This is a genomic window from Desulfuromusa ferrireducens (genome assembly GCF_055389805.1).
Genome location: NZ_AP042415.1, coordinates 2,342,986 through 2,355,878 on the forward strand (window position 1 = coordinate 2,342,986; position 12,893 = coordinate 2,355,878).

At 52.3% G+C, this 12,893-nt stretch carries 14 protein-coding genes; 11 read left to right on the forward strand and 3 right to left on the reverse strand.

The features are described 5' to 3' along the window. Nucleotides 1–131 precede the first annotated feature (131 nt). Together ACZ5PT_RS10485 and ACZ5PT_RS10490 are read left to right on the forward strand one after the other, a co-directional pair. The gene (locus tag ACZ5PT_RS10485; protein ID WP_464262983.1) at nucleotides 132–692 is read left to right on the forward strand and encodes an ANTAR domain-containing response regulator; all 561 of its coding nucleotides are present in this window, start codon (nucleotides 132–134) and stop codon (nucleotides 690–692) included. Nucleotides 693–1,090: 398 nt separating this feature from the next. Beyond that, nucleotides 1,091–1,582 carry an FKBP-type peptidyl-prolyl cis-trans isomerase gene (locus ACZ5PT_RS10490; RefSeq protein WP_464262984.1) on the forward strand — a complete coding sequence of 164 codons (492 nt, stop codon included), beginning with the start codon at nucleotides 1,091–1,093 and terminating at the stop codon, nucleotides 1,580–1,582. Nucleotides 1,583–1,851: 269 nt separating this feature from the next. Here the strand turns inward: ACZ5PT_RS10490 and ACZ5PT_RS10495 are convergent, their stop codons facing one another. Next, entirely contained in the window at nucleotides 1,852–2,349 is a 498-nt protein-coding gene (locus tag ACZ5PT_RS10495; protein ID WP_464262985.1) for a 3D domain-containing protein, read from the reverse strand. 366 nt (nucleotides 2,350–2,715) lie between these two features. Here ACZ5PT_RS10495 and ACZ5PT_RS10500 point away from each other — a divergent pair, with 366 nt between their 5' ends. The 5 genes from ACZ5PT_RS10500 to ACZ5PT_RS10520 all read left to right on the forward strand — a co-directional run bounded on the left by ACZ5PT_RS10500 (nucleotide 2,716) and on the right by ACZ5PT_RS10520 (nucleotide 6,717). After that, nucleotides 2,716–3,315: a hypothetical protein gene (locus ACZ5PT_RS10500; protein ID WP_464262986.1), complete on the forward strand. Its 600-nt coding sequence runs from the start codon at nucleotides 2,716–2,718 to the stop codon at nucleotides 3,313–3,315. Nucleotides 3,316–3,500: 185 nt separating this feature from the next. Beyond that, nucleotides 3,501–4,595 (forward strand): putative NPN-dependent ornithine cyclodeaminase, encoded by a 1,095-nt coding sequence (locus ACZ5PT_RS10505; protein ID WP_464262987.1) that lies wholly within the window; start codon nucleotides 3,501–3,503, stop codon nucleotides 4,593–4,595. A 41-nt stretch (nucleotides 4,596–4,636) separates the two neighbouring features. Continuing rightward, complete coding sequence (gene rocF, locus ACZ5PT_RS10510) at nucleotides 4,637–5,527, forward strand: arginase (RefSeq protein WP_464262988.1); 891 nt, start codon at nucleotides 4,637–4,639, stop codon at nucleotides 5,525–5,527. Between the two features lie 89 nt (nucleotides 5,528–5,616). Further along, nucleotides 5,617–6,042: a thioredoxin family protein gene (locus tag ACZ5PT_RS10515; RefSeq protein ID WP_464262989.1), complete on the forward strand. Its 426-nt coding sequence runs from the start codon at nucleotides 5,617–5,619 to the stop codon at nucleotides 6,040–6,042. 9 nt (nucleotides 6,043–6,051) lie between these two features. Continuing rightward, entirely contained in the window at nucleotides 6,052–6,717 is a 666-nt protein-coding gene (locus ACZ5PT_RS10520) for a cytochrome c biogenesis CcdA family protein (RefSeq protein WP_464262990.1), read from the forward strand. 141 nt (nucleotides 6,718–6,858) lie between these two features. On the opposite strand, the gene ACZ5PT_RS10525 is transcribed toward ACZ5PT_RS10520, so the two are convergent. After that, on the reverse strand, nucleotides 6,859–7,143 hold the full coding sequence (locus ACZ5PT_RS10525; RefSeq protein ID WP_464262991.1) for a hypothetical protein: 285 nt from the start codon (nucleotides 7,141–7,143) through the stop codon (nucleotides 6,859–6,861). A gap of 48 nt (nucleotides 7,144–7,191) precedes the next feature. On the opposite strand from ACZ5PT_RS10525, the gene ACZ5PT_RS10530 reads away from it, so the two are divergent. The 3 genes from ACZ5PT_RS10530 (at nucleotide 7,192) to ald (ending at nucleotide 10,342) form a co-directional block, all read left to right on the forward strand. Further along, nucleotides 7,192–7,890 carry a TetR/AcrR family transcriptional regulator gene (locus ACZ5PT_RS10530; protein WP_464262992.1) on the forward strand — a complete coding sequence of 233 codons (699 nt, stop codon included), beginning with the start codon at nucleotides 7,192–7,194 and terminating at the stop codon, nucleotides 7,888–7,890. A 225-nt stretch (nucleotides 7,891–8,115) separates the two neighbouring features. Further along, entirely contained in the window at nucleotides 8,116–8,910 is a 795-nt protein-coding gene (locus tag ACZ5PT_RS10535) for a C-GCAxxG-C-C family protein (RefSeq protein ID WP_464262993.1), read from the forward strand. 307 nt (nucleotides 8,911–9,217) lie between these two features. Then, a complete protein-coding gene (gene ald, locus ACZ5PT_RS10540; protein ID WP_464262994.1) occupies nucleotides 9,218–10,342 on the forward strand; it encodes an alanine dehydrogenase in 1,125 nt (374 codons plus the stop codon). 64 nt (nucleotides 10,343–10,406) lie between these two features. Here the strand turns inward: ald and ACZ5PT_RS10545 are convergent, their stop codons facing one another. Continuing rightward, nucleotides 10,407–12,047 (reverse strand): fatty acid--CoA ligase, encoded by a 1,641-nt coding sequence (locus ACZ5PT_RS10545; protein ID WP_464262995.1) that lies wholly within the window; start codon nucleotides 12,045–12,047, stop codon nucleotides 10,407–10,409. A 153-nt stretch (nucleotides 12,048–12,200) separates the two neighbouring features. Between ACZ5PT_RS10545 and sfsA the strand changes: the two genes are divergently transcribed. Further along, on the forward strand, nucleotides 12,201–12,893 hold the full coding sequence (gene sfsA / locus ACZ5PT_RS10550) for a DNA/RNA nuclease SfsA (RefSeq protein WP_464262996.1): 693 nt from the start codon (nucleotides 12,201–12,203) through the stop codon (nucleotides 12,891–12,893).

Sequence of the window (12,893 nt, forward strand, 5' to 3'; positions counted from 1 at the left end):
GAGGGTGTTTGTTTAATTATAAACCGGAAAGTTGTCGTTGGTTGCCGCTGGGAACTTTATCTGCGGAACAAATCAATTTCGGCATTGGTTATGCAATTTACAGTTTAAAGAATTACCCAAGGAGGAAATTGATGAAGTGTGCTCTGGTCGTTGATGAAGATGCAACGTTGCGTAGTCTAGTCGTGGAAACTCTCGTTTCTTGCGGTTTTGATCGGGTTATTGAGGCGAAAAATACCATTATCGGTGCAGCTCTGGCGATGTCGGAAAAGCCTTTGCTGACGGTTCTCGACTTGTCGTTAGCTGGAGCTGAAGGGGTTCATGCTGCTGAAAAAATCAGCAGTCAGACAACGGGTCCGATTGTTTTGTTGGCAGCTCCTGGTGAAAGTGAATGTTTGGAAAAGGCCTGGGAGGTGGGGATCAGTCAATTATTGATGAAGCCATTTTGCGAAGAGCAGCTCAAGGTGACGATCGATACCGCAATTCACCAGTTTGTTGAAGTGTCGAGCCTACAGCAGGAGGTGGATAAGCTGCGCGAAACGATAGAGTCGCGCAAAAAGATTGATCGTGCCAAAGGGGTGCTGATGACGCAGGGACTCTCTGAGCCGGATGCCTACCGCAAAATGCAGAAATTGGCGATGGATAAACGCAAAAGTTTAAAAGAAGTGGCCGATGCCATTTTGTTGATGGATTGAGCGCTCAACAACGTACTTGCCTGAAAAGCCCCTGTCGATATCTGGCAGGGGGTTACTTAACGTGTTTAAAGCCGTCTCCTAAATTAGGGAGGCGGCTTTTGTGTTTTCACAGACAAGAAAGCCCCCAAAGCATTTTGTCCAGAAGGACGCCTAGGGGGCGGGTGAAGCAAGGCCACATGCTCTCAGGATTTACCACCTTCGAGATTAGAGAATACCTGTAGAGCCTGAAAAATCTAGAAATCCCTCGGGCAAGGAGCAGCATGGGCTTGAATCCTCCCGATTGTTGAAAACAATTGACCAATGAAGCCGGTCTTGTTATGCATAGAGCGCTTACTGGATTCACCGTTTTTGACTGCTGTCTCCCTGCAAAATCGACGACCACATTGAAAGAGGTAACCATGATTCGCGCAGCTCACAACAACACCGTGACGGTTAAATACACTGGCAAACTCGCTGACGGAACAATCTTCGATGCGTCTCCTGAAGACAGTCCCCTGTCATTCATTATCGGCAGGGAAGAGGTGATCAAAGGCTTTGATGCGGCGGTCATCGACATGTCCCAGGGAGAGACAAAAACTGTCGTCATCGAACCAGATCAGGCGTACGGAGAACCCAACCCTGCCAAGATCGAGGAGATTAACCGTGCTGACCTGCCTGAAAACCTCGAACTGACCGAAGGTGGGCAACTGGAAGTGACTCAGGGGGATGGCAGTATCTTGCGGCTTATGATTGATAAAATCACTGAAGAGACGGTCACTCTTGATGCCAATCATCCATTGGCGGGCAAAGCGCTGACCTTTGTTATTGAGTTGCTAGAAGTTGACACAGCGCCCCCCAAAGAGCTCCCCGCAATTCCTGCCGGAGCATTGGCGGCAGGCCTGACTCACTGACGGTTTCTTTCCAGAGAATAGGTAGCAAATCAGCCCCAGCCTGACAGGTTGGGGCTGATTTTATTTTGGGGAACAATCTATCTTAACGTTTAAGGTAATTTGAAACTGGATTGCGAAAGGATTTACTGGAGCACTTCTCAACTGTCATCTCATTTTCTTTTAAATTGTGACAAAAGAATCTTTAAAAATATAAAAGGTTAATATGTGAGAGTTTTTTAGGCGCGCGAACCGTACCTATTATGATGAAACTCACTATATTGGATAGGTGTTTAGTCCACCGTCCCGACAATCGTACGCCGACCCCAGATCAGGGCATGTTGATGGGAGTCAAAATACAGATCAAGTCGGTTATTTCCTTTGATCGCCGATCCCTTGTCTTCTACCCGACCCCAGCCATAGCCAGGAATATAGATTCGGGTTCGCGGTTTGATGTAACTCCAGTCTGCAGCAATTGTCCCATCCTGAGGTGCCCACATCCAGGGTAGCAGCAATCGATGCGGTAAGGTCCAGGGATGAGTCAGGGTGTCGAGAGATATAAGACCCGCGTAGGGTTCGTGTGGTTCGGTTCCCAATGCGGTGCGACCGGTATAAACATCATCTTTATTGGGGCCAGCATTAAAATGTCGATTCCAGAAGTCTGGGAAATCCCGAGACCAGGAACAGCATGAAGAACAATTGCAGTAGGCAGTTGTCTCAAACTTTTTTGTATGCGGTGACGCACAGGCGGACAAACAGAGACACAACAACATCAGGCAGAGTAGACGCACGGATAAATCCTCAAACAATTCATTTGCAGCAAAGGTTAACTTAATCCCACAAAAACGAAAATAACATAAAGTTAGTGATTGGGATATTGATTCGTTAGCGAACAGGCGACACAGTGGGAAATTGCCGAACTTCACTATATTCGAGATTGTAAGCCACGTTGGTTTGGTCACCAATTTGCTACTGCGGTAGATCCCATTTGCAGGCACTCGTCTGTTATCATCAAAATGTGGTGCTCTTCCTGGAAAGGGTGGTTTGAGCAGTGGATACGACACTAATGACTCCCGAAGCGTACATCTGGTTGGAACCCTTATAAGGGTAGAGACGAACGACTAGCAGAAACATAACTCTCTTTCGGGGAGGGTAAGATGAAGCGAAACTTTTCATTACTCATGACAGTCAGCCTGCTGCTAGTATTTTCCTCGGCACAGGGACAGGGACAGGGACAGGGTTTTCTTCAACCGCTTTCCACCATCGATCAGCGGGCAGCGAATGAATGCTTTCAGTCTGCGCTGGAATACAACACCTCCGGGATTGCTGCAACCTGGCATAACCCCGACGCCAACATCTCTGGCATGACGATGCCGGTCAAAACCTTGCTAACGACAACTAGGCAGTCGTGTCGCGAATTCCATCAGTCCGTCATCATTGACAATCGCGAGCAGCAGGTCGGTGGAACTGCCTGTCGACAACCTGATGGCAGTTGGCGGATTGTCGATCCGAAAACCTTGCCGCCAGTAGTAAAAAAAACTCCCGAGGTGAAGAAAATTTATGTATATGAGCAACCCCGACGATATTACCCGTACGCGTATCCCAATGCCCTGTTCTTCACCTTCGGGTATTCAAAGCATCGTGGTCCCGGTCATTTTAACCGCCATCAACGCTGGAACGGGTCTCATTTGTGGCCTTTTGACAGCAGTAGGCGGCGGGACACGCGAATCTGCTGCAAAAGATTTTTCCTACGATAAGAATCCCTTTGGCTTAATTGCAAGCTAGAGGGGTTCTGTCTCAATTCATATTCGTATCGACACGACAAGTAACCCCCTTGCGATATCCGGAAGGGTCTTGTTCTGTTCTTATCCTACTTATTGTTGTCGAAAACCTGCTATTGTTTAAGCAGCTTAGAGCTGTTTATTCAACGAGGAGTCAACTAATGGCCGCGATCATACCCGATTACACCCCGCCCGATTTTTCCCTGCCAGAACTTGCCAATGCGCCGCACGTGCAGACCGTGCCCGCACCGAAAGACGGGGTGGTGCCGGACAACTATCACGGCACCTCCAATCATCCGGAATACCTACATTTAGGTGACGGAAATTGGCTGCTGGCGCCGGAGAGTCGTATGGATTCGACGATGGTACTCAACGGGCACCAGATCGATGTGGTTGAGGCGCGCCGGGTCAAACAGGGCGACGCAGTGGTGGTCGGTCGCACCGAGAATGGTGAAGAAGGGATTTACGTCCACACCACCGGTTTCGATCCGCCCGCTACCGAAGGGGCAGACAAATTTGCTTTTCGTACCCGCGGTACTCGAGAAACGCCTTTTTCCCGTCGTTACGATGACCTCTACAAGGTGCTGCGCCACGACCGTGAACATGGGCACATTGCCTGGGTGCTCGGTCCGGCTGTGGCCTTCGACAAGGACAGCCGCGATGCCATGCAAGGGTTGATCGAAAACGGTTATTGCGACGGGCTGCTGGCCGGCAACGCTTTGGCGACGCACGACCTGGAGGCGGCCTATTTTCGTACCGGGCTGGGACAAGATATTTATACCCAGCACCTCAAGCCGATGGGGCATTACAATCATCTCGATATCATCAACGCGGTGCGTAAGTCCGGTTCGATCAAGCAGGCGATCGTCGATCTTGAACTGAAAGACGGCATCATCTACGCCTGCGAAAATAACGACGTCCCCTACGTGCTGGCCGGTTCGATCCGCGATGACGGTCCGCTGCCGGAGGTGATTTCCGATGTCTATGCCGCCCAGGATGCGATGCGCATCCACGCCCGTCAGGCGACCACGGTTATTGCTTTGGCGACCCAACTGCATTCCATCGCCTTCGGCAACATGGTGCCGAGCTATCGGGTGATGGAGGATGGCAAGGTGCGCCCGGTGTTTTTCTATATCGTCGATATGACTGAATTTTCTGCCGATAAGTTGGCCAATCGCGGTTCCTCGCAGGCGGTGGCGATTCTGACTAACGCGCAGGATTTCATGATGAACCTGTGGAACAATCTGAAGCCCTAGGTGCCATGGATCGCCTGGGGACAGAAGAAGGGTTTTACCCCATGAAGAAAACCATCCGTATCATCGGTGTGCCGGTCGATTTGGGGCAGAATCGGCGCGGTGTCAATATGGGGCCGAGCGCCATCCGCTATGCTGGACTGTCAAGCAAGCTCAAACAGCTCGGTTTTGTCCTGCACGACTCCGGCAATCTCTTTGTTCCGGTCCGCGACTCGCTTTCTGAATCGGAACAGGGGAATTTTCTGCTTTCGATCCAGCAGGTTTGTCAGGCCGCCTACGAAGCCGCCGTTCAGGCTGTTGCGGATGATGCTATCCCGCTGTTTCTCGGCGGTGATCATTCCCTGGCGGTTGGCACGATCGGTGGGGTGACGCATCGTGAACCGGCCGGGGTGATCTGGATCGATGCCCATGGCGATGCCAACTCACCGCAAAGTTCCCCGTCGGGAAGTATTCACGGCATGCCGGTATCGGTGCTGCTTGGCGAGGGCTTTCCCGAGCTGGTCAATGTCGGGCGACCCGGGGCCAAATTGGAAGGTCGCGATCTGGTGATGATCGGCATTCGCGACCTCGATGGCGAGGAGCGTAAGTGGCTGAAAAAGAGCGGCATCGCCGTTTATACGATGCGCGACCTCGATGAGCGGGGCATGAGCGCCATCATCCGTGAGGCATTGCAGCGTCTGGAGCACTGCAGTCGTCTGCATGTCAGTCTCGATATGGACAGCCTTGACCCCAACGACGCCCCCGGAGTCGGAACCCCTTCACCCGGAGGGTTAAGTTACCGCGAAGCTCAGCTGTTGATGGAGATTATTGCCGACACCGGCAAGCTGACATCGGCTGACGTGGTTGAGATCAACCCGATTCTTGATCACGAAAATAGAACGGCGAAAATGGCGGTTGAACTACTCACTTCGCTGTTCGGCAAAAGTATTTTGTGAAATTGTTACGCAAAAAATCTTGCATGAATTACGTGGAATGGATATATTCGGGAATCCGAATATTTTAAATCTGTCCTGCGGAGTTATCCATGTTTAGAAAGTTTCTGTTGCTCTCTTTGTTGTTTCTACTGGTTGCCTGTTCCGAAGAAACACAAGTTTCCCAAACCGCCCAGGCGCAAACAGCGGCTGCGGTGGCTGTCACTTCGCCTTCCACGTCTCAGGTCGCTTCTGATGCCGATCATTTTCTGGTCTTTTTCCTCGACCCCAACGGCGGTCCCTGCCGGATGCAGAATTCGATTCTGGAGGGGATGACCGAAGAGTTCAAAGGGAAGGTCAACCTGCGCTATGTACAGACCACCGTTCCCGATGACCGGCAATACTTTTATAGCTACGGTATCCGCGGCTTGCCGTCGTTAATTTTGGCCGATGCTGACGGTAAAGAGATCACGCGACTGCCACCCGGCGTCAATCCGGTGGAAAAAGTTCGCGACCTGCTGCAAGCCATCCCGAACTAATTCAAGCTGATGACTCCTGTCGATTTAAGTCTGACTTCTCTGTTGATGGCACTGCTTGCCGGTCTGGCCAGTATTGCGTCTCCTTGTGTTCTGCCGGTGGTGCCGATTATTGTCACTGGCACCAAGGAGGATCACTGGTCGCGGCCGTTGCTGATCGTGCTCGGTTTGAGCCTCAGTTTTATGGCGATGGGCGCCTTATCGTCGGTTTTTGGCGGCGCGGTGGCGCGCTTTATACCGCTGCTGGAAAAAATCGCCGGGACGGTCGTTATCCTGTTCGGCCTGTTGATGCTGTTCGATATCAATCCGTTTAAAAAACTCACCACTTTTTCGCAAATTCAATCGACCGGCAGGGGCCGCTGGTCCGGACTGCTTATGGGGCTGACCCTGGGACTGGTCTGGATTCCCTGTGTCGGGCCGATGTTGTCGGGCGTGCTGGCGATGGTTGCTAGCGAGGGGACGCTTTCGTCCGGGCTGGTGCTGCTCGGCGTGTATTCGCTGGGTTTTGCCATCCCCATGCTGCTGGCCGGTTATGTGACGCAGACTGCGCGGCAGAAAATCCGTATCGTCAACAGTCATCCGCTGCTGATCCGTCTGATCAGCGGGCTGCTGTTGATCGCTTTCGGTATTTACATCTTGACTGCCGGCATGCTGAGCATCGGTTTCAGTACCTCCTGAGTTGTCGTTTCTTTTTTCTTCTTTCCATTCAGGATGTCTCTCGCGAGCGTAATTTCCGCGAACTTTACCGCTGAACATTGATTTAACCGCGGCCGATTCGCATTAGGCAGAAACGCCAACAGGTGCAGGATAAACGACCCATCAGTCGATATCGCGCTTATCGTTCAAGTCTTCACAACCCTTTTTCGGCCAGTAATCTTTGAGCATTGCCGGATCCGGTTCGGGGAAATTTGTTTGGTTTTTCTTTTGGCAGGCATTTGCGCACTGTGGCCCGCTCAACTTTTCACAGCCGTCACCGCGGGTCATGTCGATCAGTGTGGCAACGGCCTCTGATTCTGGCGATTGCTGCGCATGGCTTTGGGCCGGACGGTAAATGCTGGCGGCTGTCGCTGGCGCCTGGAGAAACGTACGTCTGGAAAGTTTCATAAACCGATCCCTAAAAACAGAAGAAAGAATGATCATTCTAATGGCGCATTGATCCTGCTGATGCTATATGTGAATGTCAATATTATATTTTCTGGTTATTTGACAGTTACTTTTCAAGTGCATAGAATCCTATCCATTCTCCCACTTGACCTGGAGGCTTCATTGAAAACCTGGACGGTTGACCCTGAACAGAAAATGACGCAGGTGGTCAGAGCTGCCCGGACCTTATTTGTAAAAAAAGGCTTCCATAACGTTTCGATTCCGCAGATTGTTAAGGCCTCTGGGGTTAGTACGGGGGCTATTTACAATCATTTCAGTAGCAAAGAGGGGCTGGCACGTTATATTCACGAGCAGACGCTGACCGCTTTCCAGCAACGTTTTACTGAACGATTGCATGGGCAGGCCACAACCTTTGACAAGTTGCAAAGTTTTGCCGAGCTGGTTTTTGAAATAACGGAAACCGAACCAGAAATGATGGAATATATGCTGTTTATGAAGCATGGAGAGTTTTTACAGGGGATTTCTCCCATTTGTGCGACCCAGCCTTTTCGACAGATCCAGCAAATAATCGCCGCAGGGATTGAAACTGGCGAACTCCGCCGCGGGGACTTCTTCGTTTCCGCTGTTTCCTTTACCGGGGTTATCATCCGTGCTACCGAATTACGTTTGCAAGGTGTTTTGCAAACTTCACTCTTTGAAATAAAAGACGAATTGATCGACAACGGCTGGGCTGCGATCAAAGCATAGCCGCCCATCTCCTTTCCGTAGAAAACCACAAAGCGAAAAAATAACATTAGAAGTGTTGAACTTTTGATTTTCCTGGCATATTCTCTTGAGAAAAGAATGATCATTCTATTGTGCTTGTTGCGATAGATATGATCTTTTTCTCGAAGTGAAGGCTCTGGTCAATGGTGACTGGTCGCGCCAATCGATGATTGCCTGCGACCTACAGGGTATGAAAAGGAGTTCAAGATGAATAATGCAAGGCGCAATACGTTAAAGACTCTCGGCGGAGTGGCGGCACTCGGGGTGATGGTTCCAGGAATGTTGGGCAAGGCGATGGCGGCTAATTCTTCGCCAGCAAAGGAAGTTCTGGATGCAGAGGGACAGATCGTCCACCAGGTGCTGCCTTATACCAAGCTCGACCCAGAAGCCGTTGCTGAACTGGCGTACAAAAATTATTACAAGGGCGACTGCATGTACGGCGTCTTCGCCAGTATCGTCGAAGCCCTTGCGGAAAAAGTTGGTGAGCCATTTGTTAGTTATCCGAAAACCGTCACCCGTTACGGGGCCGGTGGTGCCATGGGATGGGCAACCTTGTGCGGCGCACCCAACGGTGCAGCCATGGCAATCTATCTGGTTTCCAAGGATCCGGTGCCGTTGATCGATGAGGTTTTCGGTTACTATGAGGCGACACCGTTGCCCGACTATCTGCCGAAACAGGCCAAATTTAAGATTAAGCCATCCGTTGCGGAGTCGACCCTCTGTCATGTGTCGGTCAGCAAATGGTGTGATGTAACCGGTCTGAAGGCTTTTTCACCAGAGCGGGCAGAGCGTTGCGCACATCTGGTTGCCTCGGTCGCCAAAAAAACCGTGGAAGTATTGAATGCGCAGGCCGCAGGTCAATTTAAGGCTTCCTTTGCCCTTCCCGCCGCGGTTCAGGCGTGTCGCGCCTGCCACGACAAGGGCAGTGAACTGGAAAACACACGCGGCAAAATGAACTGTTTGCCATGTCACGATGATCTCGGCTCGGATCACCCCGGTTAAGTTTCCGGCTGATTGGTTGAAAAGGGGGGCTCTTTCCATGGAAGGGCTCCCTTTTGCTTTGTTGCTGCATTGATTCTGCGGTTGACGAGATCTCTTGTCGCTGCCCCTCCTGACTCCTCCATAAAGAATCGTTCCCGTGCGCTTGGTCACGCCCGCGCATTCAAACGTTCCTAGCTGTGTCGCAAGGAACGGTTGCTTGAGTCTTGCAATGTTATCTAATTGCAGGGAAAAAATCTTCACGAGCTGCTAGAATTAATATCGCTGGATCTGAAGCAGGTTAATACTCAAGTGTGATTAAGGAGTTGCCATGATCGTCGGGATTGTAAAAGAGATCAAAATAGAAGAAAATCGCGTCTGCATGACCCCAGCCGGAGTCGAAGTATTAAAGACCAACGGCCATCAGGTGCTGGTTGAAACCACGGCTGGTGTTGGGAGCGGCTTTACCGATGCTGATTACATTCGCGCTGGTGCTGAAATTGCGACCGGTCCGGAGGACGTTTACGCCAAGGCTGAAATGGTCATGCATGTCAAAGAGCCGCAGCCGTGTGAATACCCGTTGATCCGCGAGGGACAGATTCTTTTTACTTATTTTCACTTTGCCGCCGCAGAAGAGTTGACCCGGGCGATGATTGAGCGCAAGGCGGTCTGTATCGCTTACGAGACCATTGTTAACCCTGATGGCAGCTTGCCGCTGTTGACGCCAATGAGCGAGGTCGCCGGACGGATGGCTGCCCAGCAGGGCGCCAAATATATTGAACGTTCCCAAGGGGGGCGCGGCATTTTGATGGGTGGCGTACCGGGGGTGGCGCCGGCGACGGTACTGGTGCTCGGTGGTGGCGTGGTCGGCACTCACGCGGCGGAGATGGCTTGCGGGCTTGGCGCAAAGGTTTATCTGCTCGATACCAACCTCAATCGGTTGCGCTACCTGTCGGAAATCATGCCGAAGAACTGCTTTCCGATGATGTCATCCCCGGCCACCGTCCGCGAACTGGTACAGGAGGCCGATGTGGTGATCGGCGCGGTGCTGTTGCACGGCGCCAAAGCGCCGAAGCTGGTCAGCCGCGAGATGCTCAAAACGATGAAAAAAGGGGCGGTCCTGGTTGATGTTGCCATTGATCAGGGGGGCTGCTTTGAAACCTCGAAAGCAACCACCCACACCGACCCTATTTATGCGGTCGATGGGATTATTCATTATTGTGTCGCCAATATGCCGGGCGCTGTGCCCTTGACCTCGACCATGGCCCTGACCAATGCAACCCTGCCGTACGCGGTGCAGATCGCCAACCATGGCTGGAAACAGGTGGCCCGCAACGATTCAGGAATCCGGGAAGGGTTCAATGTCGTCGATGGTGTGGTCTGCTACAAGGGAGTTGCAGATGCCTTCGATATGGATTATGTGCCGGTTGACGAACTGCTGAAGTTCGAACCCTAAACCTCGATTCTATCGCCTGACATTGAAACCCCGGAACTGGCTACCAGTTCCGGGGTTTCGTTATTTAAGCTGATTGATACTTCTCACGCAGCGCTTTTTTATTAATTTTTCCAACGCTGGTCTTGTCGATCTCCTTGACGAACTTGACCTTCAGCAGCACCACCTGTTTTGAGATAATCCCTTTATCGATAAAGCCGCGGATGTGCAGCAGCAGCTCTTTCTCAGTGACTTCGGCGGCAGCTTTTTTAACCACCAGCGCCAACGGTTTTTCGCCCCATTTAGCGTCTTGCAGACCGATAACGGCTGTCTCGCCAACCGCCGGATGGGCACAGAGCAGGTCTTCGAGCTCGAGGGAGGAGACCCACTCGCCACCGATTTTGATGACGTCTTTGATTCGGTCGGTGATTTTCACATAGTTCTGTTTGTTGCGGTGGGCGACATCGCCGGTGTGCAGGTAGCCGCCGCGCCAGAGTGCTTCGGAGTTGCGCTTGTCCTTCAGGTAGCCTTGCGTCAACCAAGGGGCGCGGACGACGATTTCACCAACGCTCTCGCCATCGCGTGGAATCTCTGTCAGGTCTTCGTCGGCAATACGCAGGTCGACCAGTGGCAACGGCCGGCCGGTTTTGCAGCGCAGATCAACCTCTTCGGCCATGCTCAAATCTTTTTCCGTGATCTGCGCCAAGGTCAGGATCGGGCAGGTTTCCGACATGCCGTAGCCGGTGAAGATGTCGATACCTTTTTCCAGGGCTGTCTGACACATCGCCTGTGGCAGGGCGGCACCGCCGATAATGACTTTCCAGCGCGACAGATCGGTTTTTTCGAAGAGAGGATGATTTATCAACAGGTGCAGAATGGTCGGTACGCAGTGCGAAAAGGTGACTTTTTCTTTGTCGATCAGTTTCAATAGCGTGTCCGGGGCATATTTGCCGGGATAGACCTGCTTGATGCCGAGGGCGGTGGCCACGTAGGGCAGACCCCAGGCGTGGACATGGAACATTGGCGTGATCGGCATGTAAACGTCCTGCTGATGCAGGCGACCTTGCTCAGCCGTAGTGCCGAGGGCGGCAATCACGCCGAGGGTGTGCAGCACCAGTTGCCGGTGGCTGAAATAAACCCCCTTGGGCAGGCCGGTGGTGCCGGTGGTGTAAAAGGTGGTGGCGCGGGTGTGCTCGTCAAAATCGGCGAAGGCAAAATGATAGCCAGCCGCATCCAGCAATGCCTCGTATTCGCCGGCAAAAGTCAGTGTTGTTTCGACCTGCTGCTGGCCGTCCTGTAACAGCACATACTCTTTAACCGTATCGATCCGTCCTTTGATCTGTTCGAGGATCGGTAGAAATTCCTCGTTAACCAGGATGAAGTCATCCTCGGCGTGATCGATAGTGTAAAGGATCTGTTCCGCCGACAGCCGAACGTTGACCGTGTGCAGCACCGCTCCGAGCATCGGTACGGCATAAAAGCACTCCAGGTAGCGGTGACTGTCAAAATCCATCACTGCCACGGTGTCACCCGGCTTGACGCCCATTTCCGTCAACACGTTTGCCAATTTGCAGACCCGCTGACGGAATTCGGCGTAGGTAAAACGCATCTGGTCGCGATAGACGATCTGCTGTTGCGGGTCATCAATCACCGGGGCCTGTAGCAGGTTTTTAATCAACAGTGGATAGGTATAGGCGGACGCGGTGCGCTGGATCAGGTTGTCAGTCATGTAAGAACTCCTTGGGCGAAGTTTGTTGAGTTAAATGGTCGCGTTGCAAAAACAGAAACTATACGAGGCTGATTCACAGATGGCAAGGCTTGTTCCTTGTGGTCACGCCGGTCCTGTGACTAGAATAGACCTGACTTGCTTTGGAGGACAAACATGAAACTTCCCGCACCCCTGATCGAAGGGGTTCTGCTGCGCCGTTACAAGCGCTTTTTTACCGATATCGAACTGGCGGATGGGTCGCTTGCTATCGCTCACACACCGAATACCGGCAGTATGCAGCAATGCGCGGTGCCGGGACACCGGGTGCTGATCTCCAAATCGGATGACCCGAAGCGTAAACTCAAGTACACTTTGGAGCTGATCCGTGTCGGCGACTATTGGGTTGATACCCATACCCAGCGCACCAACCGCGTGGTGGAAGAGGCGTTGCGGGCGGGTTGGATCGATGGACTGTCGGGTTACCTGGTGACAGCGGAATTTAAAATCGGTGACAGCCGTATCGATTTTCTCCTCGAAAAAGGAGATGAGAGGGTGTTGGTCGAGGTGAAGAACGTCACCTTGATTGATGGCGACTCAACCGCCAGTTTTCCTGATGCCGTGACCACCCGTGGGCAAAAGCATCTGCGCGAATTGCTGGCCGCCAAGCAGCATGGCTACCGAACGGTGATCTTTTTCCTGGTGCAGCGTGCTGAAGCAACCCGGTTTTCTCCCGCCGACCAGATCGATCCCGAATATGGCAAACTGTTACGCGAAGTGGTTGCCGGCGGGGTCGAGGCGCTGGCCTACAAGACCTTTGTCACGCCGCAAGAGAACCGGCTTGAGAAAGTGATTCCGGTGCAGTTATAG